Raw genomic sequence first — 25000 nt, 5'->3', positions numbered from 1 at the left:
CAACAAGGCGGGCTCCGGTCCGAAGGCTGGAAGGCGCGCCGATCAAGGTGAGAAGATAGCGGATTTTAGAAGAAAACGCAGGGCGCGTCCCGATTCATGCAGTTTCAGGGGGGTTATAAGCCCCACGCCCTGCGTTTTCAGGCTCAACGGCGCCCCGAAAGCCGCCTGACCACCGAGATCAGCCGGTCCACCTCGTCCGTAGTGTTGTAGAAGGCCAGCGACGGCCGCACCGTGGCCTCCACGCCAAAGCGGCGCAGGATGGGCTGGGCGCAGTGATGCCCGGAGCGCACGGCGATGCCTTCCTCGTTGAGCGCGCGGCCCACTTCCTCGGTCTCATAGCCCTTGAGCACGAAGGACAGCACGCTGGCCTTGTCGCGCGCCGTGCCTACCAGCCGCACGCCCGGGATGGGCTGCAGCAGGTGGGTGGCGTACTCCAGCAGGTCGTGCTCGTAGCGGGCGATGTTCTCGATGCCTACCCGCTCCACGTAGTCCAGCGCGGCGCCCAGCCCCACCGCATCGGCGATGTTGCCGGTGCCCGCCTCGAAGCGGTTGGGCGGCGGCTGGAACACGGTGCGCTCGAAGGTCACGTCGGCAATCATGTTGCCGCCGCCTTGCCAGGGCGGCATGGCCTCCAGCAGCTCGCGCTTGCCGTAGACCACGCCGATGCCGGTGGGCCCGAACACCTTGTGGCCCGAGAACACGAAAAAATCCGCATCGATGGCCTGCACGTCCACCCGCATGTGCGAGACCGACTGCGCGCCGTCGACCAGCGCGCGGGCGCCGGCACGGTGAGCCAGGTCGACGATCTCCTTGACCGGCACCACGGTGCCCAGCGCATTCGAGACCTGCGTCACGGACACGATCCTGGTGCGGTCGTTGAGCAGCCGGCGGTACTCATCCAGCAGCACCTGCCCGGAATCGTCCACCGGAATCACCCGCAGCCTGGCCCCGGTCTGCGCGGCGAGCTGCTGCCACGGCACGATATTGGCGTGATGCTCCAGGTGCGAGACGATGATCTCGTCGCCCTCGCCCACGTTCTGCACGCCCCAGGTCTTGGCGATCAGGTTGATGGCCTCGGTGGTGCCGCGCACGAAGATGATCTCGTCGGGCGAGGATGCGCCGATAAAACGCTGCACCTTGCTGCGCCCGGCCTCGTAGGCATCCGTGGCGCGCCCTGCCAGTGCATGGGCGGCGCGGTGGATGTTGGAGTTCTCGTGCGCGTAGAAGTACGAGATGCGGTCGATCACCGACTGCGGCTTGTGCGTGGTGGCGGCGTTGTCGAACCACACCAGCTGGCGGCCGTTGACGCGCTCCTGCAGGATCGGGAAATCGCGGCGAATCGCGTTGACGTCGAACGGCACGCGCGCCGAAGACGATGCCCACGGCAGCGTCCGCTCTTGCTCGCGCCCATAGCCGTAAGCGCCCGCCCCTTGCTGCGGCAGATGCAGCGAGAGCGGATCGCCGAACGCGGCGATCTCGCGCAGGCTCGACGCGCCGCCATGCAGGTCGCGGCCCGCGCCCTCCAGGAAGTAGTAGGCAGGCGCGGCCGAGGACTGCGGCGATGGCGCCGCCGCATGCGGCACGCCCAGCGCCTGGCCGCCGAAGCGGCTTTCCACCGCGGGCGCCACCGTGGCGACCGTGTCGGGCAGGCCATTCTGCGCCACCGAGGCCGGCCGCAAGGCCGGCGCGCGATTAGCCAGCGAGAGCACATGGGTCGGCGCGGCGGGCAGCAGGTTGGCGCCGGGCACGTGGCCCTGCGGGATCGCCGCACCCGGCACGCCGGTGCCCGTGCCGCCAGGACCCGCCACGGGCGAGCCAGGCGGCGCCGGGTTGTTTACCACGGGCAGCGACTGCGCGGCAGCCGGCGATGTCCCCGGCAGGGCCGAGAAAAACGCCCCCGCCAGGCGCGCCAGCACCGCCGGATCCGGCAGGCCGGGCGGCACCGAAGGCGCGCCCGGCAGCGCGGCCGACGGGCCGGCCGGCGGATTCGGCGGATTCACCGGATTACTTGTAGGTGTCAGGATAGTCATGGTACTTGCCGATCTCCACGTCATCGAGAACCGCCAGCGCATCCGGCGCGTGCACGGCCAGCGAGCAGTACAGCGAGATCAGGTACGAAGCGATAGCCTGGTCGTTGATGCCCATGAAGCGCACCGACAGGCCCGGGCCCTGCTCGCCCGCCACGCCCGGCTGGAACAGGCCGACCACGCCCTGGCGCTTGTCGCCCACGCGCAGCAGCAGGATCTTGCTCTTGCCATCAGCCACCGGCACCTTGTCCGACGGGATCAACGGAATGCCGCGCCAGGTGATGAACTGCGAGCCGAACAGGCTGACGGTCGGCGGCGGCACGCCACGGCGCGTGCATTCGCGGCCAAAAGCGGCGATCGCCAGCGGGTGGGTCAGGAAGAACGCGGGCTCCTTCCACACCTTGCTCAGCAACTCGTCCATGTCGTCCGGCGTGGGCGCGCCGGTCAGCGGAAATACGCGCTGATCTTCGGCCACGTTGGCCAGCAGGCCGTAGTCCGGGTTGTTGATCAGTTCGCCTTCCTGGTGCTCCTTGATGGTCTCGATGGTGAGACGCAGCTGTTCCTTGATCTGGTCGTGCGGGCTGCTGTAGAGGTCCGAGACGCGGGTATGCACGTCCAGCACCGTGCTGACCGCGTTCAGGAAATACTCGCGCGGCTGCTCTTCGTAGTTGACAAAGGTGCGCGGCAGCTTGCCTTCGTCGTCGCGCTGGGTGCAAGCAACCTTGACGGACTCGGGGTCCTGCACCTTGTTGAGGCGGTAGATACCGGCTTCCACCGGCACCCACTGCAGGAAATGCGTCAGCCAGCGCGGCGTGATGGTCGCGAGCTGGGGGATGGTCTTGGTGGCATTGGCTAGTTGCCGTGCTGCGTTATCGCCGAGCGCCGTCTGGCCGCTCCCGTTTACCGACATGTGCTACTCCGTTTAGCTGTGAGCTGATGGCTGATGGCTGATGGCTATATGAGAAAAACAAGAATCGTTATTACCGCAGCGATTATCGGGAGACGGCCCGGCCCGTTCAACATGCTATAGACGGCAATGCGCATGGATTTGCGCATGGATTTGCGCGTGGTTCGTGGCGATCCGCGGCGGTGGCTAAGACCGCGTGCCTACCACCTGCGCATCACGCAGCGAGACGTGTGCGGCGCCCGATCCGAGCAGCCACGAGATCGGCACGCCCAGCGCCACGGCCAGCTTTTCCACCGTGACGATCGAGGCAATCGCGCTGCCGCGCTCGATCTCGCCGATATACGAGCGATTCATGCCCGCGTGCTCGGCAAGCTCTTCCTGCGACCACGCATGCGCCTCGCGCAACTGGCGCACGGTGGCGCCCAAAGTCCGCACCAGGTCCGTCATGGCAAGCTCGCCTCGATCACGCGCGCCAGCTCGCCTGCGCCCGGCACCCTGGCGGTCTCGTTGCGCGATACGGCCTGCGTCACATGGGCGCCGGCGGCAACATCCTGCGTGACCCACACATTGCCGCCGATCACCGCGCCGCGGCCCAGCGTGACGCGGCCAAGGATGGTGGCGCCGGCGTAGATCACCACATCGTCCTCGACGATGGGGTGCCGCAGCAGGCCCTTCTCCAGCTTGCCCGTGGCGTCGCGCGGAAAGCGCTTGGCGCCGAGCGTCACCGCCTGGTACAGCCGCACGCGCTCGCCGATGATGGTGGTCTCGCCAATTACCACGCCCGTGCCGTGATCGATAAAGAAGCCGCCGCCGATCTGCGCGCCGGGATGGATGTCGATGCCAGTCTCCGCATGCGCCAGCTCCGCCACGATGCGCGCCAGCAGCGGCAGCCCGAGGCCATAGAGCGCGTGGGCGATGCGGTGATGGATCATCGCCAGGATGCCGGGATAGCAGAGCAGGACTTCATCCACGCTGCCGGCCGCGGGGTCGCCATGGAAGGCGGCGAGCACGTCGCTGTCGAGCAGGCCGCGGATGCGCGGCAACTCGGCGGCGAACTCGCGCACGGCCGTCAGCGCGCGCGTCCTCAGCGCGGCTTCATCGCGTTCGGCATGGCGTGCGGCGTAGTGGAACTCCAGCCTTGCCTGGGCCAGCAGCCCGTGCAGCGCCGCGTCCAATGAATGCGCGATATAGAGGTTCTCGCTTTCCTGGCGCAAATCGGGCGGCCCCAGCCGCATGGGAAACAGCACCCCCTTGAGGGTGGCGACCACCTGCGCCAGCGCATCGCGCGAAGGCAGGTCGCGCCCGCCCGGCTCCAGCAAGCGTTGCTGGCCTTCTCTCCATTGCTGGCGCACCTGCTGCAGGGCGAGCACGATCTCGCCGATCTCGAAGTCAGCCACTGTGGTACTCCCCGTTCTGCGTTGTCCGCGCGATGGTTCGCGCGGCTTGTTGATCGCCATGCTTGTGGATCTCTATCGATTGATTGCTTGCGCCAGCCGCGGCTCAGTCCTGGATCCACGGCAGATCGTGAAAGCGCCAGCCGCCGCTCTTGCCGCGCCGTTGCCGCTCGTCGATCTCGCCTTCGAAGCCTTCGAGCACGTTGAACACATGTGCGATCCCCGCCTTGGTGGCGGCTTCGGCAGCCAGCGCGGAGCGGTTGCCGCTGCGGCACAGCAGCAGCACCACGGCGTGCCTGCCGGTCTTGGCTTCCAGCTCGCGCGCAAAGCGCGGGTTGCGGGTCAGGCTGGTGCCGGTGGCCCAGGGCACGTGCAGGGTATCGGGCACATAGCCGACGAACTTGCGCTCTTCCGCCGTGCGTACATCGACCAGCACCGCATCGCCGGCGCTGAACAGCGCCCAGGCCTGCTGCGGCGTGACGCGGCCGGCATAGGGCAGGCCGGAGGAACGTGCCACGCCGCGCGCGGCTTCCAGCACGGGATGCTTGATCTTGTCTTCCAATGCGACTGTCATGAAACGCTCTCCTTGCAGCATGTTGTCCGCGTGCGGGCTAAGCCGGGCCTGCCCGATGCACGCTTTTTCGTTGACGGCAACCGCCTATAGCCATCACGGCTCAACTATGAAATGACGCTGCTGGATTGAGAACGAATAAAAACGCATTTCCTAAGACGCTTCCTTGAGGGCACCCTCGGCCAACGCGGGAAAGGCATGAACCGGCTTGACAAACCTGCCAGGCTGCGTCCAGATTCGAGGGCGGCTAGGGATAGCCACCGCTCACCGCGCCGTTCACCACTCACCTTCAGCAAGGAATGCCATGACTCCCTCCCCTGCCCGGCGCCGTTTCGTGCGGCACGCCCTGCTGCTGGCCAGCGCCGGCATGTTGGCCAGCGCGGCCAGCGCCGCGCCTGCCGCAGGAGACGAAGCCCTCGCCGCCGCCATCGCCGGCCCGCAGCGCAGTGCCGCCAACAAGGCCCGCGACGTGTACCGCCATCCGCTGCAAACGCTACGGTTCTTCGGCTTGCAGCCGGACCAGGCAGTGATCGAAATTGCGCCGGGCGGCGGCTGGTACACGGAGATCCTGGCGCCGGTGCTGCGCGACCACGGCAAGTTATACGCCGCGCACTACGATGTGAGCGCCGCGGATGCCAGCGAGCAAGGCAAGCGTTCAAGGGCGAACTTCGAGAAGAAACTGGCGCAGGATCCGGGCAACTACGGCAAGGTCACGGTGGGCACGCTGCCGGTGCGCGCCTTTACCGATATCGCCCCGCCGGGCGGCGCCGACCTGGTGCTGACCTTTCGCAACATCCACAACTGGATCAAGGACGGCCACCTGGACGACAGCCTGCGCGCCTTCTACGCCGTGCTCAAACCTGGCGGCGTGCTAGGCGTGGAGGAGCACCGGGCCACGCCCGGCACCTCGCTGGAGCAGATGATCGCCACCGGCTACGTCACCGAAGACTACGTCATCGACCACGCCCGCGCGGCTGGCTTTGCGCTTGCCGGGCGCAGCGAGATCAATGCCAACCCGCGCGACAGCCACGACCATCCCGATGGCGTGTGGTCGTTGCCGCCGACGTTGCGCGGCGGCGAGCGCGAGCGCGCGAGCTTCATGGCCGTCGGCGAATCGGACCGCATGACGCTGAAGTTCATCAAACCGCGCTGAGGCACGCTTCACGCTTGTCAGGCGATGGACGCCAGGCGGTCGCCCACCTTGATCGCCGAGCCCGCGCGGCAGCGCATGGCCAGCAGCGTGCCCGCCACCGGGGCCAGCACGGTCAGCTCCATCTTCATGGCCTCGACCACCAGCAGCGGCTGCCCGGCCCGCACCTGCTCGCCGGGCTGAACCAGCACCTTCCACACGCTGCCGCTCATCTCCGCCATCACGGCATGGCCGTCGTGCTCGTCATGGCGCAAGGCGGCCGGCACTTCGATGGGCGCGGCGTTGGCCTCATGGGCTTTCCAGTGCGCCACCTCCGCGCTGAAGGCCGCCTGCTGCCGCGCCTGGAAGGCAGCAATGCTGTGCGCGCTGTCCACGAGCGACTGGCGGTACGCGGCAAAGTCGAAGACATCGTGCTCGATGCACACCGTGGCGCGTCCTTCGCGGAAATCCTCGCGCAGCCGGTCCAGCTCCGCCTCTGACACGGGGTAGAACTGCACCTGGTCAAAGAAGCGCAGCAGCCACGGCGCGCCGGGCGCGAACACCGGGTTCTTGAGGAACTTGTTCCAGATCGGCAGTGTGCGCCCGATCAGCTGGTAACCGCCCGGGGAGTCCATGCCATAGATGCACATATAGACCCCGCCGATGCCGACCGTGCCTTCCGCGGTGAAGGTGCGCGCGGGGCTGTACTTGGAGGTGAGCAGCCGGTGGCGCGGGTCAAGCGGCACGGCGCAAGGCGCGCCAAGGTAGACGTCGCCCAGCCCCAGCACCAGATAGCGCGCCGCGAACGCAATGTCCCGCACCTCGTCGCGATGCGCCAGGCCGTTGATGCGCTGGATGAAGTCGACATTGTTCGGCAGCCATGGCGCGTCGGCGCAGACCGTCTCGCGGTAGCGCTGCACGGCATCCAGCGTGGCGCCATCCTCGAAGGCCATCGGCAGGTGCACCACGCGCGTGGGGATCTTCAGCATGGCCACGTCCGGCAAGCCGGCCTCGATGGCGAGCAGCGCCTCGATCAACGCCGCCTGATGGATGCGCTGGCCGTCGTAGCGCACCTGCAGCGAGCGCACGCCGGGCGATAGCTCCAGCACGCCGTCTACCGGCTGCGCCGTGAGCGCCTCCATCATCAGGTACACCCGCAGCCGCAGGCCGATGTCGAGCACGTTCTCGCCGTACTCCAGCAGCAAGTAGCCATCGCCCGCCTGGCGGTAGGCGATGGCCGGGTGATGCCCGCTGGCCGCGCGCCCGGCAAGGATGGCGGTGGAACGCGCCGGCGCCGGCAGCGGCGGCGCACGCGTTATTTGCCGCAGCCCGGCAATGTCCCGATCCTGCGCCGCCTGCAAGGCACGCGCGGCATCGAAGCTGATTGGCCGGAAGCGGATCCGGTCGCCTGGCTTGACCTGGCCAACCTTCCATAGCTCGGCCTGGGCGACCGTGACGGGACACACAAAGCCGCCGAGGCTCGGGCCATCATTGGTGAGGATCACCGGGAAGTCGCCGGTGAAGTTGATGGCGCCGATTGCGTATTCGCAGTCGTGCACGTTGGATGGGTGCAGTCCCGCCTCGCCGCCGTCGCGCCGCGCCCATTCGGGCCGGGGCCCGAGCAGGCGCACGCCAAGGCGGTTGGAGTTGTAGTGCACCTCCCAGTCCGTGGCGAAAAAAGTCTCCATCGATGCCGGCGTAAAGAAGTCGGGAGCGCCATGCGGGCCATGCAGGACCGCGATCTCCCAATGCTGGCCGTAGGCCGGCACCAGTGCCGCGGGTGCGGCCTGCGGCGCTGTCACCGGGGCCTCGATGCCGCTGGCAGCCAGATGTGGCTGGCCAAGCGGGAGCATGTCGCCCAACCGCAGCGTGCGGCCGGCATGCCCGCCGAACTGCCCGAGCGCGAAGGTGGACCGGCTGCCCAGATAGCGCGGCACATCGAAACCATTGCGCACAGCAAGGTAGGTGCGGCAGCCTTGCGTGGCCTTGCCGAGCGCCAGGACCTGCCCAGGGGCTACGCTGATTGGCGCCCAGAACGGGACGTTCATCCCGTCGAGTGTTGCCGTGCAAGGCGCGCCGGCCAGCGCCACCACGGCCGCGCCATGGAAACGCAGGCGTGGCCCCACCAGCGTGCATTCCAGCCCGGCCGCGCCCGGATGATTGCCAACGATGCGGTTGGCCAGCCGGAAGGCGTAGTCGTCCATCGGGCCGGACGGCGGCACGCCGATATGCCAGTAGCCCGTGCGGCCCGGCACGTCCTGGATGCTGGTGTAGGTGCCTGGCTCCAGCACCTCGATGACTGCCGGCGCGTAGGGAAAGCGGTCGAGCATGCGCGTGAAGGCGCGGCCCGTGGTGAACTCGGGCGAGTCGACGATCTGGCGCAGGTAGTCCAGGTTGGTGGCGATGCCGCACAGGCGCGTGGCGGCCAGCGCTGCCGCGAGCCTTGCGCACGCGGCAGCGCGGGTGGGGCCGTGGACAATCAGCTTGGCCAGCAGCGGATCGTAAAAGGCAGACACCTCCGTGCCGGTCTCGACCCAGCCGTCGACGCGCACGCCGTCCGGAAAGGCCACCTCGGTCAACGTGCCCGGCGAGGGCTGGAACTGCTTGAGCGGATCCTCCGCATAGAGCCGCACCTCCATGGCCGCACCCTGCGGCGGGCGGGAGATGGCATCCCAGTCCAGCGCATCGCCCGCGGCCACCTTCAGCATGCACGCGACCAGGTCCAGCCCGGTCACCAGCTCGGTCACGGGATGCTCCACCTGCAGCCGGGTATTGACCTCCAGGAAGTAGAAATCCTCCCGCTCCACGTCGTAGATGAACTCCACCGTGCCGGCAGAGCGGTAGCGCACCGATTCGCCCAGCTGGATCGCGGCCCGATGCAGCGCGTGGCGTGTGGTCTCGCTCAGGTGCGGTGCCGGGGTTTCCTCCACCACCTTCTGGTTGCGGCGCTGCGTGGAGCAATCCCGCTCGCCCAGCGCCACCACGCGGCCCGCGCCATCTCCAAAGATCTGCACCTCGATATGCCGCGCGCGGTCCAGGCAGCGCTCGATAAAGACGCCGCCATCCTTGAAGAATTGCTCGCCCAGCCGCTGCACGCTGTCAAAGGCCGCGCTCAGCTCGGCGTCATCAGCGCAGCGCGACAGGCCGATACCGCCCCCGCCGGCCGTGCTCTTGAGCATGACGGGATAGCCGATGCGCGCGGCCTCCCGCAGGGCTTGCTCCACGCTGGAGAGCAGGCCGGTGCCGGGCGTCATCGGTATCCCCGCTTCGGCGGCCAGCTCGCGCGCCCGGTGCTTGAGCCCGAACTCGCGGAGCTGGTGCGGCGTCGGGCCAATGAACACCAGGCCCGCCGCCTCGCAGGCCTCGGCAAACGCCGCGCTCTCCGACAGAAAGCCGTAGCCGGGGAAAACGGCTTGGGCGCCGGTATCCAACGCGGCTTGCAGCACGCGCTCGGCCACCAGGTAGCTATCCGCCGCACGCTCGCCACCCAGCGGCACGGCCACATCGGCCAGCCGGGCATGCGCGGCATTGCGATCGGCATCCGAATACACGGCCACGCTCTTGATACCTAGCGCACGCAGGGTGCGAATGGCCCGCACGGCGATCTCGCCACGATTGGCGATCAGTACGGTGTGGAACATCGGCGCTCCCGGGTCAGGTTGCGTTGGCGTCCGCGCTGGCGAGATAGGCGCGCCAGCCGCCAAATGCCGTGATATCGCTGGCGCCTTCCAGGCCTCGGGGTTCGCAGATGAACCCGGTAACTTGCCGGCCGTCTTCCAGCAGCAGCTTGCCGATGCCAAGGGGCGCGGGAATCTCCGCGACGAAGGCGCCAAAGCTGGCCAGTGGCACATCCCAGAGCTCGACTTCGATCGGCGCGCCCTGCCCTGTGCCGATATGCACCAGCCCGGGCTTGGGCGGGATCGTGTCCGCCAGCGCATAAAGCCGGTAGCACGGCGCCGTGTTGCAAGCCTCCACAAAGGCCGCGTGGCGCGTGAGCAGTTGATGGTTAAGCGGCATGCCGCTAAGGTGGGCGCCGACCACGGCCAGCCGCACCGATCCCGGCGTGACCGGCGTCGCGCGCTGCGCACCAACGGGACAAGCCCGCCCGGTGGCGCCCAGCGGCAACGCTTGCGCCGTCTGCCACTGCCGGCCAAAGCGGGCCAACGCGCGGTCCGCCCAGGCCGGGGCAATCAGCGTGATGCCGGCAGGCAGGCCGTCCTCGCGCGCACCGGCCGGCAGCGCCAGCGCCGACAGGTCAGCCAGGTTGGCGAAGTTGGTATAGGTGCCAAGCCGCGCGTTCAGGCGGATCGGATCGTCCTGCACCGCGGCCAGCGTATAGATCGACGGCGCGCTCGGCACCACCAGCGCATCGACCGTTGCCAGCGCCAGGTGGATAGCGCGGGTCAGCGCCGCGCGCCGGTACTCGGCGCTGAACGCGTCCATCGCGCTATAGCGGCCCGCTTCCTCCACGATCACGCGAACGACCGGATCGATGGCTTCCGGCTGGCTGGCGTGAAGCTGGCTCACCGCCAGGAAGCGTTCGGCCACCCATGGCCCCTGGTAGAGCAGTGCGGCCAACTCGGCGAATGGCGAAAAATCAATCGGCACCAGCTTGGCGCCCATGGCCTGCAAGTCCGTCAGCGCTTGCTCGAAACTGGCCTGCGCCTGCGTATCGCCAAAGAATGCCGGCGCATCGGGAATGCCCAGCACGGGCGATGGCGCCAGCGCGGCAGGCGCGCTCTGCGGATAGGTGCGCGAGTAAGGATCGTCGTGGTCGAAGCCGCCGGCGATCTCCGCCACCAGCGCGGCATCGTCGACCGTCAGCGCAAACACGCAGACGCAGTCCAGCGTGCGGCAGGCCGGCACCACGCCGGCGCTGGAGAACCAGCCCCGGGTCGGCTTGAGGCCCACGATATTGTTGAATGCCGCGGGAATGCGCCCCGAGCCCGCCGTATCGGTCCCGAGTGAGAACGGCACCCAGCCGCGCGCCACCGAAGACGCCGAGCCCGAACTGGAGCCACCGCTGACATATGCCGCATCGAAGGTGTTGGGCACCGCGCCGTAAGGCGAACGCACGCCCACGAGGCCCGTGGCGAACTGATCCAGGTTAGCCTTGGCCACCACAATGGCCCCGGCCGCGCGCAGCCGCGCCACCGCGCCGGCATCGCGCTCGGCCACATACGCAAACGCAGGACACGCCGCCGTGGTGGGCCACCCTGCCACGTCGATGTTGTCTTTCACCACGAACGGCACGCCGTAGAGGGGAAACGCATCGAGCTGGCCGCCCGCTTCTTCAACGCGCGCGGTCAGCGCAGCTAGCTGGGACTGCAGCCGCGCCGCATCCAGCCGCGCGATCCAGGCCGGGTCCGCTGCGTCCAGGTCCAGGAACGGCGCCAGCGCGTCCGCGGGCGAGGCGCCTCGCGTCTTGTAGAGCTGTTGCCAGTCAGGCAGCGTTCGGCAACTGCCAAGCCTGGCGGCGGATCGGCGCAGAGGCGTCTTGCTGGTCATCGCTTGTATCCCGGGTTGTATACATGAGGGCGTTGCAGACCAACAAAGCAGGAGACATGCCATGTAAGAAGGAAAATGTATTCAAATGTATTCCTCTTACATATCAGGGAGATTGGTCACCAGGGCGCCTTCGCGGGCCGAATACGCATGCAGGGCACCCGCGCAAGCCGCACCATGGGGCGGCTTGCGTGGACCTAAACAGTGCCTGTGGGAACGACCGAGCCGCAATGTGGTGCGTCGTGAGCCGGCTCCGCTAGCGCTTGGTTTATCCCGGCGTTTCACGCGCTGGCGAAGTACCTGCTGGCCAGGCCGCGCTGATCGCGGCAGGCTGGCTATTTCGTGCGCCGCGGCGCGCGCGCCGGCCTCTTCGCACCGGCCGGCGGCGCGGCCAATTGCCCGGCCGCTGCCCGCAGGCATTCGACCAGTTGGATGCTGCTGGGCGTGGGCCGCCCCTCGCGCAGCGTGATCACGCCCACTGGCGGCAGCTCCAGCGCTATGTCCATGGGCAGGATATGGAAGCGGCCTTCCCGCTCGAACTGCTGCCCCACCGACCTGGCCAGGAAGCCCACGGCATCTAGCTGGGAGACGAAGGTGGTGATGCCAAGGTAGGACGACGACTCGATCAGGTCGGTTGGTGGCTGCAACCCAAAGCGATAGAACTCCTGCTCGATCTTGACCCGTAGCGAGGCCCATGGCGGCGGCACCACGCAAGGCATGCCGGCCAGGTCCGCCCAGCCCGGTGCACGCTTGCTTGCCAGCGCGTGGCCGCTGCGCACCACCGCCACCATCGGCTCGTTATAGAGCGGCTCGGTGATGAGGTCCGGGGCGGCGTAGCCAGGCTCCAGCCGCCCCACGATCAGGTCCAGTTCGCTGATGCGCAGCTTGGGCAGCAGGTGGGGCAGGTCGCCCTCCTCCACCAGCACGGTGGCCTGCGCCGAGCGCTGCTTGAGCAGGCCTATGGCTTGCGCCAGCAGCACCGGCAGGGCCGCGCCCATCGATCCCACCCGGGTGCGCCCGGCGGCGCCGCTGGCTTCCACGGCGATCTCGTCGCGCGTGCGCTCGTATTGCGCCAGCACCGAGCGGGCAAAACGCACCAGCGACGCGCCGGCCGGCGTAGGCTCGGTGCCGCGCGTGGAGCGCGTGAAGAGCGTCAGGCCCAGCGTCTTCTCCACCTCGGTGAGCATCTTGGAGACGGCTGGCTGGCTGACGGAGAGGAACTCGGCGGTGTGGCCGAGATGGCGAAACTCCTCCAGCGCCACCACCAGCTGCAGGTGGCGTAGCTTGATATTGGAGCGCAGGGCGCGGTCGATCTGTGGCATGGCGCGATTCTACTTAACTTTAAGGTTATGAAGCCATTCCGATGATTGATTGGATTGTTATGAATGGCTTTGCCACAATCCGGCCTGACCGGTGGACATTGCCACCAGCCCATGACTCCAATAACGACACCCTGCGAGGACGACACATGATCGCATCCCACGGCATCAACCACGGGCGACGCCGCCTGCTCATCAGCGGCGCCGCTGCCGCCACGGCTGCGACGGCTGGCAGTGCCGGCCTGTTGCTGCCGGGCCTCGCACGTGCCGCCGACTATCCGGACCGGCCCATCACCTTCATCTGCCCGTGGCCCGTTGGCGGCACCGCCGACCAGTCCATGCGCGCGCTGTGCCAGGTGGCGTCCGGCGTACTCAAGCAATCCATCGTGGTGGAAAACCGCGCCGGCGCATCGGGCATGATCGGCACCAAGGCACTGGCCCGCGCCAAGCCGGACGGCTACACCATCGGCCAGGTGCCGATCTCGGTGACGCGCTTCTCGCAGCTTGGCATGCTGCAGTTGGACCCGCGCAGCGAGCTGACCTACCTGGCGCGCACCTCCGGCCAGACCTTCGGCATCGCGGTGCCGGCGAACTCGCGCTTCAAGTCGCTCAAGGACGTCGTGGCCGAGGCCAAGGCGCATCCGGGCAAGCTCACCTATGCGCATGCCGGCATCGGCGGCGCCACCCACGTGGGCATGGAAGAATTCGCGCAGGCCGCCGGTGTGCGCTTCAATGCCATCGCCTACAAGGGCGGCGCGCAGGCCTTGCAGGACGTGCTCGCCGGGCAAGTGGACCTGCTGGCCGATTCCAGCTCGTGGGCGCCCCACGTGGAAGCCGGCAAGCTGCGCCTGCTGGCCACCTGGGGCGACCAGCGCACGCCGCGCTTCAAGGACACGCCGACGCTCAAGGAACTGGGCTACAACGTGGTGGTGGAAGCGCCCAATGGCATCGGCGCGCCCGTCGGCCTGGATCCGGCGGTGGAAAAGAAGCTGCGCGACGCCTTCCGCCAGGCCGTGGCTAGCAAGGAATTCCAGCAGGTCGCCGCCCGCATCGACGCGCCGGTGATGTACCTGGACGGCCCGGAATACAAGCGCTACATCAGCACGGTGTACGACCAGGAAACCCACCTGATCCAGCGCCTCAAGCTCAAAGAACTGCTGCAACAAGGCTGACCCAACGTGAACTCCGCCGCCCTGATCCGCCTGCATGCGAACGACAACGTCCTGATTGCCCGGGACGCCCTGAGCCTTGGCCAGCACCTGCCTGAACTGGGGCTGCGCGTGCGCGCCCAGGTGCCCGCGGGGCACAAGATTGCCGCCTGCGCCATTGCCAAGGGCACCCAGATCCGCAAGTTCGACACCGTGATCGGCGTGGCCGAGCGCGACATCGAGGCCGGTGATCATGTGCATTCGCACAACCTGGCGCTGGTGGATTTCTATCGCGACCCGGGTTTCTGCCAGGACGTGCGGCCGGTGGACTATGTGCCCGAGGCCGAGCGCGCCACCTTCATGGGGTTCGTGCGGCCCGACGGCCGGGTTGGCACGCGCAACTTCATCGGCATCTTGTCGTCGGTGAACTGCTCGGCCACGGTGATCCGGCATATCGCTGACCACTTCACGCCCGAGCGCATGGCGGCCTTTCCCAATGTGGACGGCGTGGCCGCCTTCGCGCAAAGCAGCGGCTGCGGCATGTCCTCGCCCAGCGAGCACTTCGACGTGCTGCGGCGCACGCTGGCGGGCTATGCACGCCACCCCAACCTGGCCGGTGTGCTGATCGTGGGCCTGGGCTGCGAGCGCAACCAGGTAGCGGGCCTGATGGAGTCGCAAGGCCTGGTGCCCGGCAGCCACGTGCGCACCATGGTCATGCAGGACAGCGGCGGCACGGCGGCCACCATCCAGGCCGGCATCCGCGCCATCGAGGCGATGCTGCCCGGCGCCAATACCGCCACGCGCCAGCCCGTGCCCGCCAGCCACCTGAAGATCGGCCTGGAATGCGGTGGCTCCGACGGCTTCTCCGGCATCAGCGCCAACCCGGCGCTCGGCGCGGCCATGGACATCCTGGTGCGCCACGGCGGCACCGCCATCCTGTCGGAAACCCCCGAGATCCACGGCGTGGAATACATGCTCACGCGCCGCGCCGTCACGCCGGAAGTCGGCCAGAAACTACTGGACCGCCTGGCCTGGTGGGAGCGCTACACCGCCGGCCAGAACGCCCAGTTCAACGGCGTGGTCGGCCACGGCAACCAGCAAGGCGGCCTCGCCAACATCTTCGAAAAATCACTCGGCTCCGCCATGAAAGGCGGCACCACGCCGCTGCAGGCCGTCTATGAATACGCCGAGCCCATCGAGCAAGCCGGCTTCGTCTTCATGGACTCCCCCGGCTACGACCCCGTCGCCGCCACCGGCCAGATCGCCAGCGGCGCCAACCTGATCTGCTTCACCACCGGGCGCGGATCGATGTTCGGCTCCAAGCCAGCGCCGACCATCAAGCTAGCGAGCAATACGCCGATGTACACGCGGCTCGAAGGCGATATGGACATCAACTGCGGGCTGGTGCTGGACGGCGAATTGACCGTGGACGAGATGGGCCAGCGGATTTTTGAGCACATCCTGGAAGCGGCCTCGGGACAGCCAACCAAGAGCGAGGCGCTCGGGCTGGGGGACAACGAGTTTGTGCCTTGGCACTTGGGGATTGTCAGTTAGAAAGTAGAAAGCCTCGCAGCCTGGAACCATTGCGAAATTGCGATCACCCGCCCTCTCCCCCGCCCCTCCCGCAGGCGGGAGAGGGGAGCAAACCAGCGGCAAGATCAACCAACTGGTGTAGCCGTGTTTCCCGCCCGAATGGGCGGGAAACACCCACGCGCGATGCGAAGCGAGCCGTCAAGGTGTGCCAAGGCCGTATGGGGCGCCTCGGGATTCGGCGAAAAGAGCGGAAACGAGGGACCCATGTCTGAGTATCGCCCTAAGGCGATGCGAGTTTGGGTCCCGGCCGCTCTTTTCGTCGAAGCCCGAGGGGGTGTCGCCCCATCCGGCGCGCCTTCTTTGCCTACTTTCTTGGCAAGACAAGAAAGTAGGTCGCCGCCCCGCAGGGGTGGTGAAACTGCAGTTGCAGTTGTCATTGAATTCAAGCAGTTGCAGTTGCAGTCAACCCCCCATATCCCAAAAACCATGCCATCCACCCCACTCCCCCTAACCCACCCAGCCCTGCTCCGCACCGGCAACCTAATCGGCCAAGCGTGGTCAGCCGCCCACACCGGCCACCGCCTGGATGTCACCAACCCTGCCACCAACACCGTCTTCGCCTGCGTGCCCGACAGCGACGCCCAGGATGCCATCCAGGCAACCGATGCCGCAGCCGCAGCTTTCCCAACCTGGAGCCGCCGCACCGCCCGCGACCGCGCGCAGATCATCAAGCGCTGGCACGCCCTGATCCTCGAACACCAGGAAGACCTGGCCCAGATCATCTCCGCCGAACAGGGCAAGCCCATCAAGGAGGCCCGCGGCGAAGTGCTGTACGGCGCCTCCTACGTAGAGTGGTTCGCAGAGGAAGCCACCCGCATCAGCGGCGAGATCGTCGCCGAGTCCGTCCCCGGCCGCAAGATGCTGGTGCTCAAGGAACCGGTTGGCGTGGTAGCCGCCATCACGCCGTGGAACTTCCCGCTCGCCATGATCGCCCGCAAGATCGCGCCCGCGCTGGCCGCCGGCTGCACCGTGGTAGCCAAGCCCGCGGAAGACACGCCGCTGACCGCGCTGGCGCTGGTCTACCTGGCGCAGCAAGCCGGCCTGCCCGCCGGTGTGCTCAACATCGTCACCGCCTCGCGCGCCAATACCCCCGCCGTGGTCGATGCCTGGCTGGCCGACAGCCGCGTGCGCAAGATCACCTTCACCGGCTCCACGCCGGTGGGCAAGCACCTGGCCCGCGAATCCGCCGGCACGCTCAAGAAGCTGTCGCTGGAGCTCGGTGGCAATGCGCCGTTCATCGTGTTCGACGACGCGGACGTCGATGCCGCCGTCGATGGCCTGATGGCCTCCAAGTTCCGCAACGGGGGCCAGACCTGCGTCTGCCCGAACCGCGTCTATGTACAGGCTGGCGTGCACGACCATTTCGTCGCGCGCCTGTCGCTGCGGGTGGCCGCGCTGCAGGTCGGGCCTGCCACCGAGGACGCGTCGCAGATCGGCCCCATGATCAACGCGCGCGCCGTGGAAAAGATCGCCCGCCATGTCGAAGATGCCGTCGCCAAGGGCGCCGTGGTGATGACCGGCGGCGAACGCGTGCGCCTGGCAGACGGCCCGCACTATTACGCGCCCACGGTGCTCACCAACGCCACGCCGCAAATGGCGCTGTCGTGCGAAGAAACGTTTGGCCCGGTAGCCGCCGTGTTCCGCTTCACCGATGAAGCCGAAGTGATCCGCGACGCCAACGACACGCCCTTCGGCCTGGCCGCCTACTTCTACTCCAATGACGTGCGCCGCATCTGGCGCGTGGCGCAGGCGCTGGAAACGGGCATTGTCGGCGTCAATGAAGGGGCCATCGCCTCGGAGGCCGCGCCCTTCGGCGGCGTCAAGGAATCCGGCTACGGGCGCGAGGGCTCGCGCCACGGGCTGGACGACTACATGCACACCAAATATATTTGCCAGGGCCTGCTCGGCTAAGACCCGGCGGCATCCCACCCACGCCCACGACATTCCTCGGAACACCATGCCCGCACAAAACGCATTCAAGGCCGCGCTGGCGGCCAGCCAGCCCCAGATCGGCCTGTGGCTCTCGATGGCATCGCCTTATCTCGCCGAAGTCTCGGCCACGGCCGGCTTCGACTGGCTGCTGATCGACGGCGAGCACGCGCCCAACGACCTGCGCGGTACGCTAAATGCGCTGCAGGCGATCGCCCCGCACCGCTCGCAACCGGTGGTGCGCTGCGTGGCCGGCGAAGTCCCGCTGATCAAGCAGTTGCTGGATATCGGCGCGAAGAACCTGCTGGTGCCGATGGTGGATACCGCCGAGCAAGCCGCCGCGCTGGTATGCGCCACCCGCTACCCGCCGCAGGGCATCCGCGGTGTGGGCAGCGCCGTGGGCCGTGCCTCGCAATGGAGCGCACGCGCCGATTACCTGGATGTGGCCGACGATGAGATCTGCCTGCTGGTGCAGGCCGAAACCGTGAAGGCCCTGGCGAACCTGGATGCCATCTGCGCTGTCGACGGCGTCGACGGCGTCTTTATCGGCCCCGCCGACCTGGCCGCCTCCATGGGCCATCGCGGCAACCCGGGCCACCCCGAGGTGCAGGCCGCCATCGAAGGCGCCATGCGCACCATCGCCGCCAGCGGCAAGGCCGCGGGCACGCTGAGCTCCGACCCCAAGCTGGCGCGCCGCTACCTGGATCTGGGCTGCACCTTCGTGGCGACAGGCGTGGATGTGCTGCTCTATGCCGGCGCGGCACGCCGGCTGGCCGCGGACTTCATCGGCACCGGCGCCGCGCCCGCGGCAGGGCCATCTGCCGCATACTGATGCCCGCCACCGCAATCACAGAACACGACAGAACACGACAAAGCACGCCAACATGCCGACTGATTCCCACACCGCCCCTGACACCAGCGCCACCAGCGCCACCCTGGCCGCGATGCAAGCCATCGTCGGCGCCGGCGCCTGCCTGAGCGGCGACGCCGACACCGAGTCCTACGTCACGGATTACCGCCGCATCTATCGCGGCAAAGCCCAGGTGGTGGTCATGCCATCCACCACCGAACAGGTCAGCCAGGTCATGGCCTGGTGCCACGCGCACGATGTGCCGGTGGTGCCGCAAGGCGGTAATACCTCGCTGATGGGCGGCGCGGTGCCCGACGACAGCGGCACCGCGGTGCTGCTCAGCCTGGGCCGCATGAACCGCGTGCTGGCCGTGGACACCATCAACGACACCATGACGGTGCAGGCCGGCGTCACGCTCAACGCGGCCCGCACCGCAGCCGAGCAGGAGCAGCGCCTGTTCCCGCTGCGCATCGGCTCGGAAGGCTCCTGCCAGATTGGCGGCAACCTGGCCACCAACGCAGGCGGCACCGCCGTGCTGCGCTACGGCAATATGCGCGACCTGGTGCTGGGCATCGAGGCCGTGCTGCCCGATGGCCGCATCTACTCGTCGCTGCGCGGCCTGCGCAAGGACAACACCGGCTACGACCTCAAGCAACTCTTCGTCGGCTCGGAAGGCACGCTCGGCATCATCACGGCGGCCGTGCTCAAGCTGATGCCGCAGCCGCGCGCCAATGCCGTGGCCTTCGTGGCCGTGCAAAGCCCCGAAGCCGCCGTGCGCCTGCTCGGCGTGGCCAAGCAGCATGGCGGCCAGGCCGTCACCGCGTTCGAACTGATCTCGGCGCCCGCGCTGGAGCTGGTGCTCGAATACCTGGGCGACGTGGCTTCGCCGCTGCCCGCGCGGCACGACTGGATGGTGCTGATCGAGCTGACCTCCGGCGGCAGCGACGAAAGCCTCAATGCCACGCTGATGGAAATCCTCGAAGCCGGGCTGGCGCAAGAACTGGTGCTGGACGCCGCGGTGGCCGCCAGCCTGGCCGACGCCCAGCGCTTCTGGCGCATCCGCGAGGAAATCTCGGACGCGCAGACCCGTACCGGCGGCAGCATCAAGTGCGACGTGTCGGTGCCGTTGTCGCGCATCGCCGCGTTTATCGGCGACGCCTCGGCCAAGGTGCTGGCACTGGAGCCCGCCGCGCGCATGGTGATCTACGGCCATATGGGCGACGGCAACGTGCACTTCAACCCGCTGCGCCCCAAGGACCGCAGCGCCGCGGACTTCCTCGGCCAGTGGTACGCACCGATCTCCGAGGCGGTGGACACCCTGGCCCACGCGGAGAACGGCTCGATCTCCGCCGAGCATGGCATTGGCGTGGCCAAGCGCGACGACCTGAAGCGCTACAAATCACCCGTGGAGCTGGAACTGATGTGGCAGGTCAAGCGGGCACTGGATCCGAAGAACCTGCTCAATCCCGCCAAGATGCTGCCAAGGCTGGACTGACGGAAAGCGGGCTCCGGCGGCCTATCAATGCGGAACATTCTCACTGATAATCCGCCGGTTCCTGCCTTTGAAAAAAACGGAAGCCGGTGGTTATTGGTTTCTCACCATGCGCAGGTAATTCCGAATTACAGGCTGTCGTTGGGAAACCGGGCTAAATCGTCCGATATCTCCTGATAGACGATCGCAGCGCCATGGACAGCGCGAGCAAAACGGTCGCCGCAATGATTCCGCCGTCGAAGATCCAGAGCGCCGAATGCACACCGACCCGATCCGCCAGCGCACCGCTCGCGATGACCGGCACGCTGAATCCGAAATACGCGAAGAGGAAATAGCCGGACGTTGCCCGAGCCCGGTTGGCGTCGGTTGAACAGGTTGAATTCGCGGCGAGGCCTGCGAGATAGGTAAAGCCGTAGCAAGCCGCGCTCGCGAGCATCGCGCCTGACAGCAGCAACGGCAACGACGAGAAGACGACGCCCACGATCAATACGGTGAAGCCGCAGGGTACGAGCAGCATGCCCAGGCGCAACGACCGCGGAGGCGATAGCTTGCGCGCCACAGGCTGGACAACGAGTCCGGTTGAAATCACGAAGAACGTGGAGAACCCCGTCCACGCATCGTGCCCATGCGCGGCGAGCGCCACCGGGACCAGAGCGATCACCATCCCGACGGCCGACCAGGCAATGAGGATCGCAATGCTATAGATGAGCGTCTGCCTGGGAAAAACGGGCATGCGAAGCCACGCCGACGACCGCGGGAACGATGGCTCCCGGATCATGGCGAGCAAAACCACCCCGCAAGCGGCGCAAAATATGTAAGCACCGTAGGTCGCGGGGGTCTGTTGAGACGGCACCGCCAAGAGACAGAGGCCGGTCGCCAGCGCGCCGCAGCCGAAGCCCAGCGAGGTGGCCGCCGCAACGATGCGCGCGGCCCGCGCAGCCGCCGCTGGCCGAGGCCCGATCAGTTCGACAAGGAACTGCGTGCCGCTTCCGGCCATCAGCCCGGTCGCGATGCCGCACAATCCGCGTGCCGCTGCTAGCGCCTCCAGCCGGGGCCACATCATCGGCAACGCGGTTGCTGCGGATGTCAGCAGCAGCGCGCCGATCAAAGGCAATTTTCGCCCTACGCGATCCGATAGCCCGCCAAGGAAAACCAGCGTGGGCACCAATCCGGCCACGTAACAAGCGAAGGCAAGCGTCTGCGCCCCCGCGCCCATCTGGCTTGCCCGTGCGTAAGTCGTGTAAAGCGGCGCCTGCAGATTCACCGCACCGGTAATCAGGAACAGCGTCAGGGCCACCACCCGGACGGGCCATGGGCCCGCCTTCGCGGTGGAACGGACCAGGGGATCAAGCATGGATTCGTGGGCAAGGGATCGAGGGAACTTAGTATTGGCCCTCGGGGATATTAGTGCAATAATTTCATTGCACTAATATCAATCCAAGAAACGATGGCTGCCCCTGCGCGATACCTGGAACACGTTGAAAGACTTGCGTCGCTGATACAGGACGGCACGCTCGAAGCGGGCAGCCGGTTGATGGCGCATCGCGATTACGCGGATGAGCATGGCATCGCCGCCGCGACTGCCGCCCGCGTTTATCGGGAACTCATTGACCGCGGACTGGCGATTGGCGAAGTTGGGCGGGGTACCTTTGTCCGCGCACAAGAGACACAGGCCGCTGCCGAGTTCTCTCAAATCAGCGAACGCGAGCCCGGCCTGATCGACCTGGCATTCAACTATCCGGTCCTGCCTGAGCAGGCCGCACAGTTGCGTCATGCGCTTCGCCATCTCTCCGACAAGGGGGACCTGTCGACCCTGCTGGACTATCACCCGCATCCGGGGCGTCGCGAAGACAGGGAGATGGCGGCAAAGTGGTTCTCCACCGCCAGCGCGCCAATCGATGCCGCGGGCATCATGGTCTGTGGCGGCAGCCAGCACGCCCTGAGTGTCATTCTCGCAAGCCTTGTCACGCGGCGTGATCTGGTTGCCGTGGAATCCCTGACCTACCCCGGTTTCAAGAGCGCGGCAAAACTGTTGGGCATCCCCTTGGTCGGCGTACCAATCGACGACGACGGCATCGTGCCGGAGTCCCTCGATGCGGTTTGCCGCAAGCATGCAGGCCGGGTACGCATCGTCTACACGATGCCCACGGTTCACAATCCCACCGGGAGCGTGATGCCGCTCGAGCGCAGGCTCGCCTTGATCGAGGTCGCGCGTCGCCACGACTTGCTACTGGTCGATGACAGCGTGTACGGCTTTCTCGAGGCTTCGCCTCCGCCAACGCTGCGCAGCCTGGCGCCAGATTGCGTAATCGAAATTCACAGCCTGTCGAAGAGCGCGGCCCCAGGCTTGCGAGTGGGCTATATTGTCGCACCCGAACGGCTCAGGGAACGGCTCCATGAGGGACTTCGCGCCACGTTGTGGTCCGCAAGCGCCATGACGGCCTCACTGGCCACCGCATGGATGCGGGATGGCACGCTGGCGCACTGGATCGTGGCGAAGCGCGACGAGGCGCGCTTGCGGCAAGACCTCGCGCGGCGCATCCTCGGGGCGTGGCCCATCAAGGCGCACCACACCAGCTTTCATCTTTTGCTCGACCTGCCGAAACACTGGAGACCCGATGACCTCGTCGTCGCGTTGGCACGGCAAGGCGTGACAATCACCCCCCTGGCCGCCTTTGCCGCGCCTGATGTGTCGGCAAGCCGTACGATAAGAATCGCCATGGCGGCGCCTGCCACAATCCGGCAACTGGAAGCCGGGCTCCTGGCCGTGGCGCAGACGTTAGACGGACCACGCCAGCGTGACGCGTTGCAGACGGCCAGGAACGTACGCCCCAGCCCTTGACGCGGGCCTCGATGTGATAGAGCTCGGTCAGCCGGGCCACTATGGTCGCCTCCTACATAGAAGCGACGCAGTCTATACTTGCCGTTTAGCAGCCGAGACATTCACGATGGCGTCGAACCATGAAGACAAGATCATTCTGTTGCGCGGTGTAACGCCGACGGGAAAGAACAAGGTGCTCATGGCACCGCTGCGCGCTGCGCTGGAAGAAGCGGGGCTCGGCAACGTGAGAACCTACATCCAGAGTGGCAACGTCATTGCTTCCACGAACCTGAGCCAGTCCGCCATCGAGGACCTGGTTCACGATGTCATCAAGGAACGGTTTGGTGGCGATATCAAGGTCCTGGCAAGGTCGGCGCCGTACTTCAACAAAGCGATGGAGAACAACCCGTTCAAGGGCGCCGATCCCGCCAAGCTCTATTTCACGCTGCTGTCAGCCGGGCCTGAAGATGCGTTGCTCGAAGCGTTCCATGCGCTTGGACATGCGCCAGACCAGGTACAAGTGGTCGGCGACATGGCGTATGTGTTGTGCGCCACGAAATACAGTGACCTGAAGGCCAACAACAATTTCATCGAGAGAAAGCTCAAGGTGGCCGCGACGACGCGTAATTTCAATACGATCTCGAAGCTCATTGCGCTCGGTGCTATTGGCTGACGGCTTTCCCGCTGAATTTTCTTTGAAACGATCTCCATATGAAAAGAACACTACTGCTGCCGATCTGCGCAGCGCTCATCGTCCAGATTCATGGTTGCGGAGAGAAAGCCAAAGTCGACGCGAATCCCGCGCCGTCCAGCGTTGCCCAGCAGCCGGCTGTCACGCTGTCGATCGAGTCCGTGGCAAGCAACACGCACGGTTTCAATGCCGGCAATGTGCTCAGCGCCAGGAAGATCTATATCTTCTTTGATCCGCAGTGCCCCCATTGCGGTGAGCTCTGGAAGGCAGCGAAGCCACTGCTGTCGTCCGCGCATTTCATCTGGATCCCGGTCGGACTGCTGACCCCGGAAAAATCCGCGCTGCAGAGCGCCTACCTGCTCGGTAGCCAGAACGCCGTCAGGGAAATGGACAATCATGAAGCCTTGCTCGATGCGCGCAAGGGTGGGCTTGAGGTCTCCGCCGCACAGACTCCGGAAAATGCCGTGAGCCAGGTCAAGGCCAACACCGAGTACTTTCTACGTTTGAATCTGGACAGCGTGCCGTTTGCCGTATATCAGGGCCCTGGGGGCGAGATGTTGACGTTTTCGGGAGCGCTGACTACCGATGCACTCAAAGAGCGGCTTGGCATATAGTCAGCCGTTGTTTCCCAACCTGGCAAACTACCTGATCGTGATGGCATGAACGCTTCACGATTCCACCCAATGAACCTGAGAACAGACAAGACCATGTGGAAGCACCCCGTACGCCAAACCCTTGCCGCATTCGCTGCCACCCTGGCGTTACCTGCGCTGGCCGGTATCGTGACGGGCACGGCGACTTATCGTGAGCGTATCGCGCTGCCTCCCGATGCCGTGTTCGAAGTCACGCTGCAAGATATGTCGCGCGCCGGCGCGCCAGCCCTGGTTATCGGCCGGTCCACGCTGGATCCGGCGGGCCAGCCGCCCTTCCATTTCGGGGTTGCCTACCAGGACCAGGCGATCGAGCCTGGCCATCGCTACGCCGTGCGGGCGGTGATCCGGCAGCATGGCCGCTTGCTGTTCACCACCGACACGCATGTCCCGGCACTGGGCGGCAACAACGCGCCGCTCCAGTTGCAGCTGGTATCGGCTTCCAGGGGCGAGGGGAAGCCATCGGGAAAGCCAACAGCCCAGGTGCCTGACAGCCCGTTGCGGGGGACCTACTGGAAGCTCACGCGGCTGGGCGATGCGCCGGTCAGCGTGGCGGAGCACCAGCGCGAACCGCACCTGATCCTCGCCACGAACGACGCGCGGCTGTCTGGCAATGGCGGCTGTAACAGCCTGATGGGCGGCTATGAAGCCGATGGCGACCAGCTTCACTTCAAAGGCCTGGCGGGCACCATGATGGCCTGCGCGCAGGGCATGGCCCAGGAAACGCAGTTCCTGCACGCTCTGGAAACGGTACGGCGCTACCGCATTGCGGGCCGCCAGCTCGACCTGCTCGGCACCGGCAATGCCGTGGTGGCGAGCTTCGAGGCTGTAGCGCTGCGGTAGAAGAGGCTGTCCATCTAAGGGGGGCAGCTGCTCGCTTGAGTGTTGTCATGCACGGCCCAGGCTGAAGTCCAGGCCTGGCTTGGGCGCAGGTGACTGCGGCCACCTCACAGCGGATACAGGCCTGACCGCAA

At 66.6% G+C, this 25000-nt stretch carries 19 protein-coding genes; 10 read left to right on the top strand and 9 right to left on the bottom strand.

Annotated features, from left to right (window positions below; genetic code table 11):
• Positions 1 to 143 precede the first annotated feature (143 nt).
• From AC1Q7Q_RS11315 to AC1Q7Q_RS11295, 5 genes are all read right to left on the bottom strand, one after another.
• Entirely contained in the window at positions 144 to 2030 is a 1887-nt protein-coding gene (locus tag AC1Q7Q_RS11315) for a family 2A encapsulin nanocompartment cargo protein cysteine desulfurase (protein ID WP_492372707.1), read from the bottom strand.
• Positions 2005 to 2937: a family 2A encapsulin nanocompartment shell protein gene (locus AC1Q7Q_RS11310; protein WP_492372706.1), complete on the bottom strand. Its 933-nt coding sequence runs from the start codon at positions 2935 to 2937 to the stop codon at positions 2005 to 2007. The genes AC1Q7Q_RS11315 and AC1Q7Q_RS11310 overlap by 26 nt, the downstream gene beginning before the upstream one ends.
• Positions 2938 to 3120: 183 nt before the next feature.
• Positions 3121 to 3381, bottom strand: coding sequence for a helix-turn-helix domain-containing protein (locus AC1Q7Q_RS11305; protein WP_150986150.1), 261 nt, complete (start codon positions 3379 to 3381; stop codon positions 3121 to 3123).
• The gene (gene epsC / locus AC1Q7Q_RS11300; RefSeq protein ID WP_492372705.1) at positions 3378 to 4331 is read right to left on the bottom strand and encodes a serine O-acetyltransferase EpsC; all 954 of its coding nucleotides are present in this window, start codon (positions 4329 to 4331) and stop codon (positions 3378 to 3380) included. Before epsC ends, AC1Q7Q_RS11305 begins: the two co-directional genes overlap by 4 nt.
• A 103-nt stretch (positions 4332 to 4434) precedes the next feature.
• A complete protein-coding gene (locus tag AC1Q7Q_RS11295) occupies positions 4435 to 4902 on the bottom strand; it encodes a rhodanese-like domain-containing protein (RefSeq protein ID WP_441639719.1) in 468 nt (155 codons plus the stop codon).
• 301 nt (positions 4903 to 5203) lie between these two features.
• On the opposite strand from AC1Q7Q_RS11295, the gene AC1Q7Q_RS11290 reads away from it, so the two are divergent.
• The gene (locus AC1Q7Q_RS11290) at positions 5204 to 6052 is read left to right on the top strand and encodes a class I SAM-dependent methyltransferase (RefSeq protein WP_492372704.1); all 849 of its coding nucleotides are present in this window, start codon (positions 5204 to 5206) and stop codon (positions 6050 to 6052) included.
• 17 nt (positions 6053 to 6069) lie between these two features.
• Here the strand turns inward: AC1Q7Q_RS11290 and uca are convergent, their stop codons facing one another.
• The 3 genes from uca to AC1Q7Q_RS11275 form a co-directional block, all read right to left on the bottom strand.
• Complete coding sequence (gene uca, locus AC1Q7Q_RS11285) at positions 6070 to 9669, bottom strand: urea carboxylase (RefSeq protein ID WP_492372703.1); 3600 nt, start codon at positions 9667 to 9669, stop codon at positions 6070 to 6072.
• A 13-nt stretch (positions 9670 to 9682) separates the two neighbouring features.
• Entirely contained in the window at positions 9683 to 11536 is a 1854-nt protein-coding gene (gene atzF, locus AC1Q7Q_RS11280) for an allophanate hydrolase (protein WP_492372702.1), read from the bottom strand.
• Between the two features lie 332 nt (positions 11537 to 11868).
• A complete protein-coding gene (locus tag AC1Q7Q_RS11275) occupies positions 11869 to 12855 on the bottom strand; it encodes a LysR substrate-binding domain-containing protein (RefSeq protein WP_492372701.1) in 987 nt (328 codons plus the stop codon).
• A 146-nt stretch (positions 12856 to 13001) separates the two neighbouring features.
• Here AC1Q7Q_RS11275 and AC1Q7Q_RS11270 point away from each other — a divergent pair, with 146 nt between their 5' ends.
• From AC1Q7Q_RS11270 to AC1Q7Q_RS11250, 5 genes are all read left to right on the top strand, one after another.
• A complete protein-coding gene (locus AC1Q7Q_RS11270; protein ID WP_492372700.1) occupies positions 13002 to 14024 on the top strand; it encodes a tripartite tricarboxylate transporter substrate binding protein in 1023 nt (340 codons plus the stop codon).
• Positions 14025 to 14030: 6 nt separating this feature from the next.
• A complete protein-coding gene (locus AC1Q7Q_RS11265; protein WP_492372699.1) occupies positions 14031 to 15554 on the top strand; it encodes a UxaA family hydrolase in 1524 nt (507 codons plus the stop codon).
• 465 nt (positions 15555 to 16019) lie between these two features.
• Positions 16020 to 17504: an NAD-dependent succinate-semialdehyde dehydrogenase gene (locus AC1Q7Q_RS11260; protein WP_492387160.1), complete on the top strand. Its 1485-nt coding sequence runs from the start codon at positions 16020 to 16022 to the stop codon at positions 17502 to 17504.
• 46 nt (positions 17505 to 17550) lie between these two features.
• Positions 17551 to 18354 (top strand): 4-hydroxy-2-oxoheptanedioate aldolase, encoded by an 804-nt coding sequence (gene hpaI, locus AC1Q7Q_RS11255; protein ID WP_492372182.1) that lies wholly within the window; start codon positions 17551 to 17553, stop codon positions 18352 to 18354.
• A 112-nt stretch (positions 18355 to 18466) separates the two neighbouring features.
• The gene (locus AC1Q7Q_RS11250; protein WP_492372278.1) at positions 18467 to 19867 is read left to right on the top strand and encodes an FAD-binding oxidoreductase; all 1401 of its coding nucleotides are present in this window, start codon (positions 18467 to 18469) and stop codon (positions 19865 to 19867) included.
• Positions 19868 to 20018: 151 nt separating this feature from the next.
• On the opposite strand, the gene AC1Q7Q_RS11245 is transcribed toward AC1Q7Q_RS11250, so the two are convergent.
• Positions 20019 to 21218, bottom strand: a complete 1200-nt coding sequence (locus AC1Q7Q_RS11245; protein WP_492372183.1) for an MFS transporter — start codon at positions 21216 to 21218, stop codon at positions 20019 to 20021.
• A 93-nt stretch (positions 21219 to 21311) separates the two neighbouring features.
• Here AC1Q7Q_RS11245 and AC1Q7Q_RS11240 point away from each other — a divergent pair, with 93 nt between their 5' ends.
• The 4 genes from AC1Q7Q_RS11240 (at position 21312) to AC1Q7Q_RS11225 (ending at position 24869) form a co-directional block, all read left to right on the top strand.
• Complete coding sequence (locus AC1Q7Q_RS11240; RefSeq protein WP_492372184.1) at positions 21312 to 22706, top strand: aminotransferase-like domain-containing protein; 1395 nt, start codon at positions 21312 to 21314, stop codon at positions 22704 to 22706.
• 106 nt (positions 22707 to 22812) lie between these two features.
• A complete protein-coding gene (locus AC1Q7Q_RS11235) occupies positions 22813 to 23358 on the top strand; it encodes a DUF1697 domain-containing protein (RefSeq protein WP_492372185.1) in 546 nt (181 codons plus the stop codon).
• Between the two features lie 38 nt (positions 23359 to 23396).
• On the top strand, positions 23397 to 23990 hold the full coding sequence (locus AC1Q7Q_RS11230) for a thioredoxin domain-containing protein (RefSeq protein WP_492372186.1): 594 nt from the start codon (positions 23397 to 23399) through the stop codon (positions 23988 to 23990).
• 69 nt (positions 23991 to 24059) lie between these two features.
• Positions 24060 to 24869 (top strand): YbaY family lipoprotein, encoded by an 810-nt coding sequence (locus tag AC1Q7Q_RS11225; protein ID WP_492372187.1) that lies wholly within the window; start codon positions 24060 to 24062, stop codon positions 24867 to 24869.
• Positions 24870 to 25000 lie beyond the last annotated feature (131 nt).

The organism is Cupriavidus sp. GW823-FHT07A04 (genome assembly GCF_058794615.1).
Note: the sequence above shows the minus strand (reverse complement) of the source record. Positions and strands in the feature narration are given on the sequence as shown.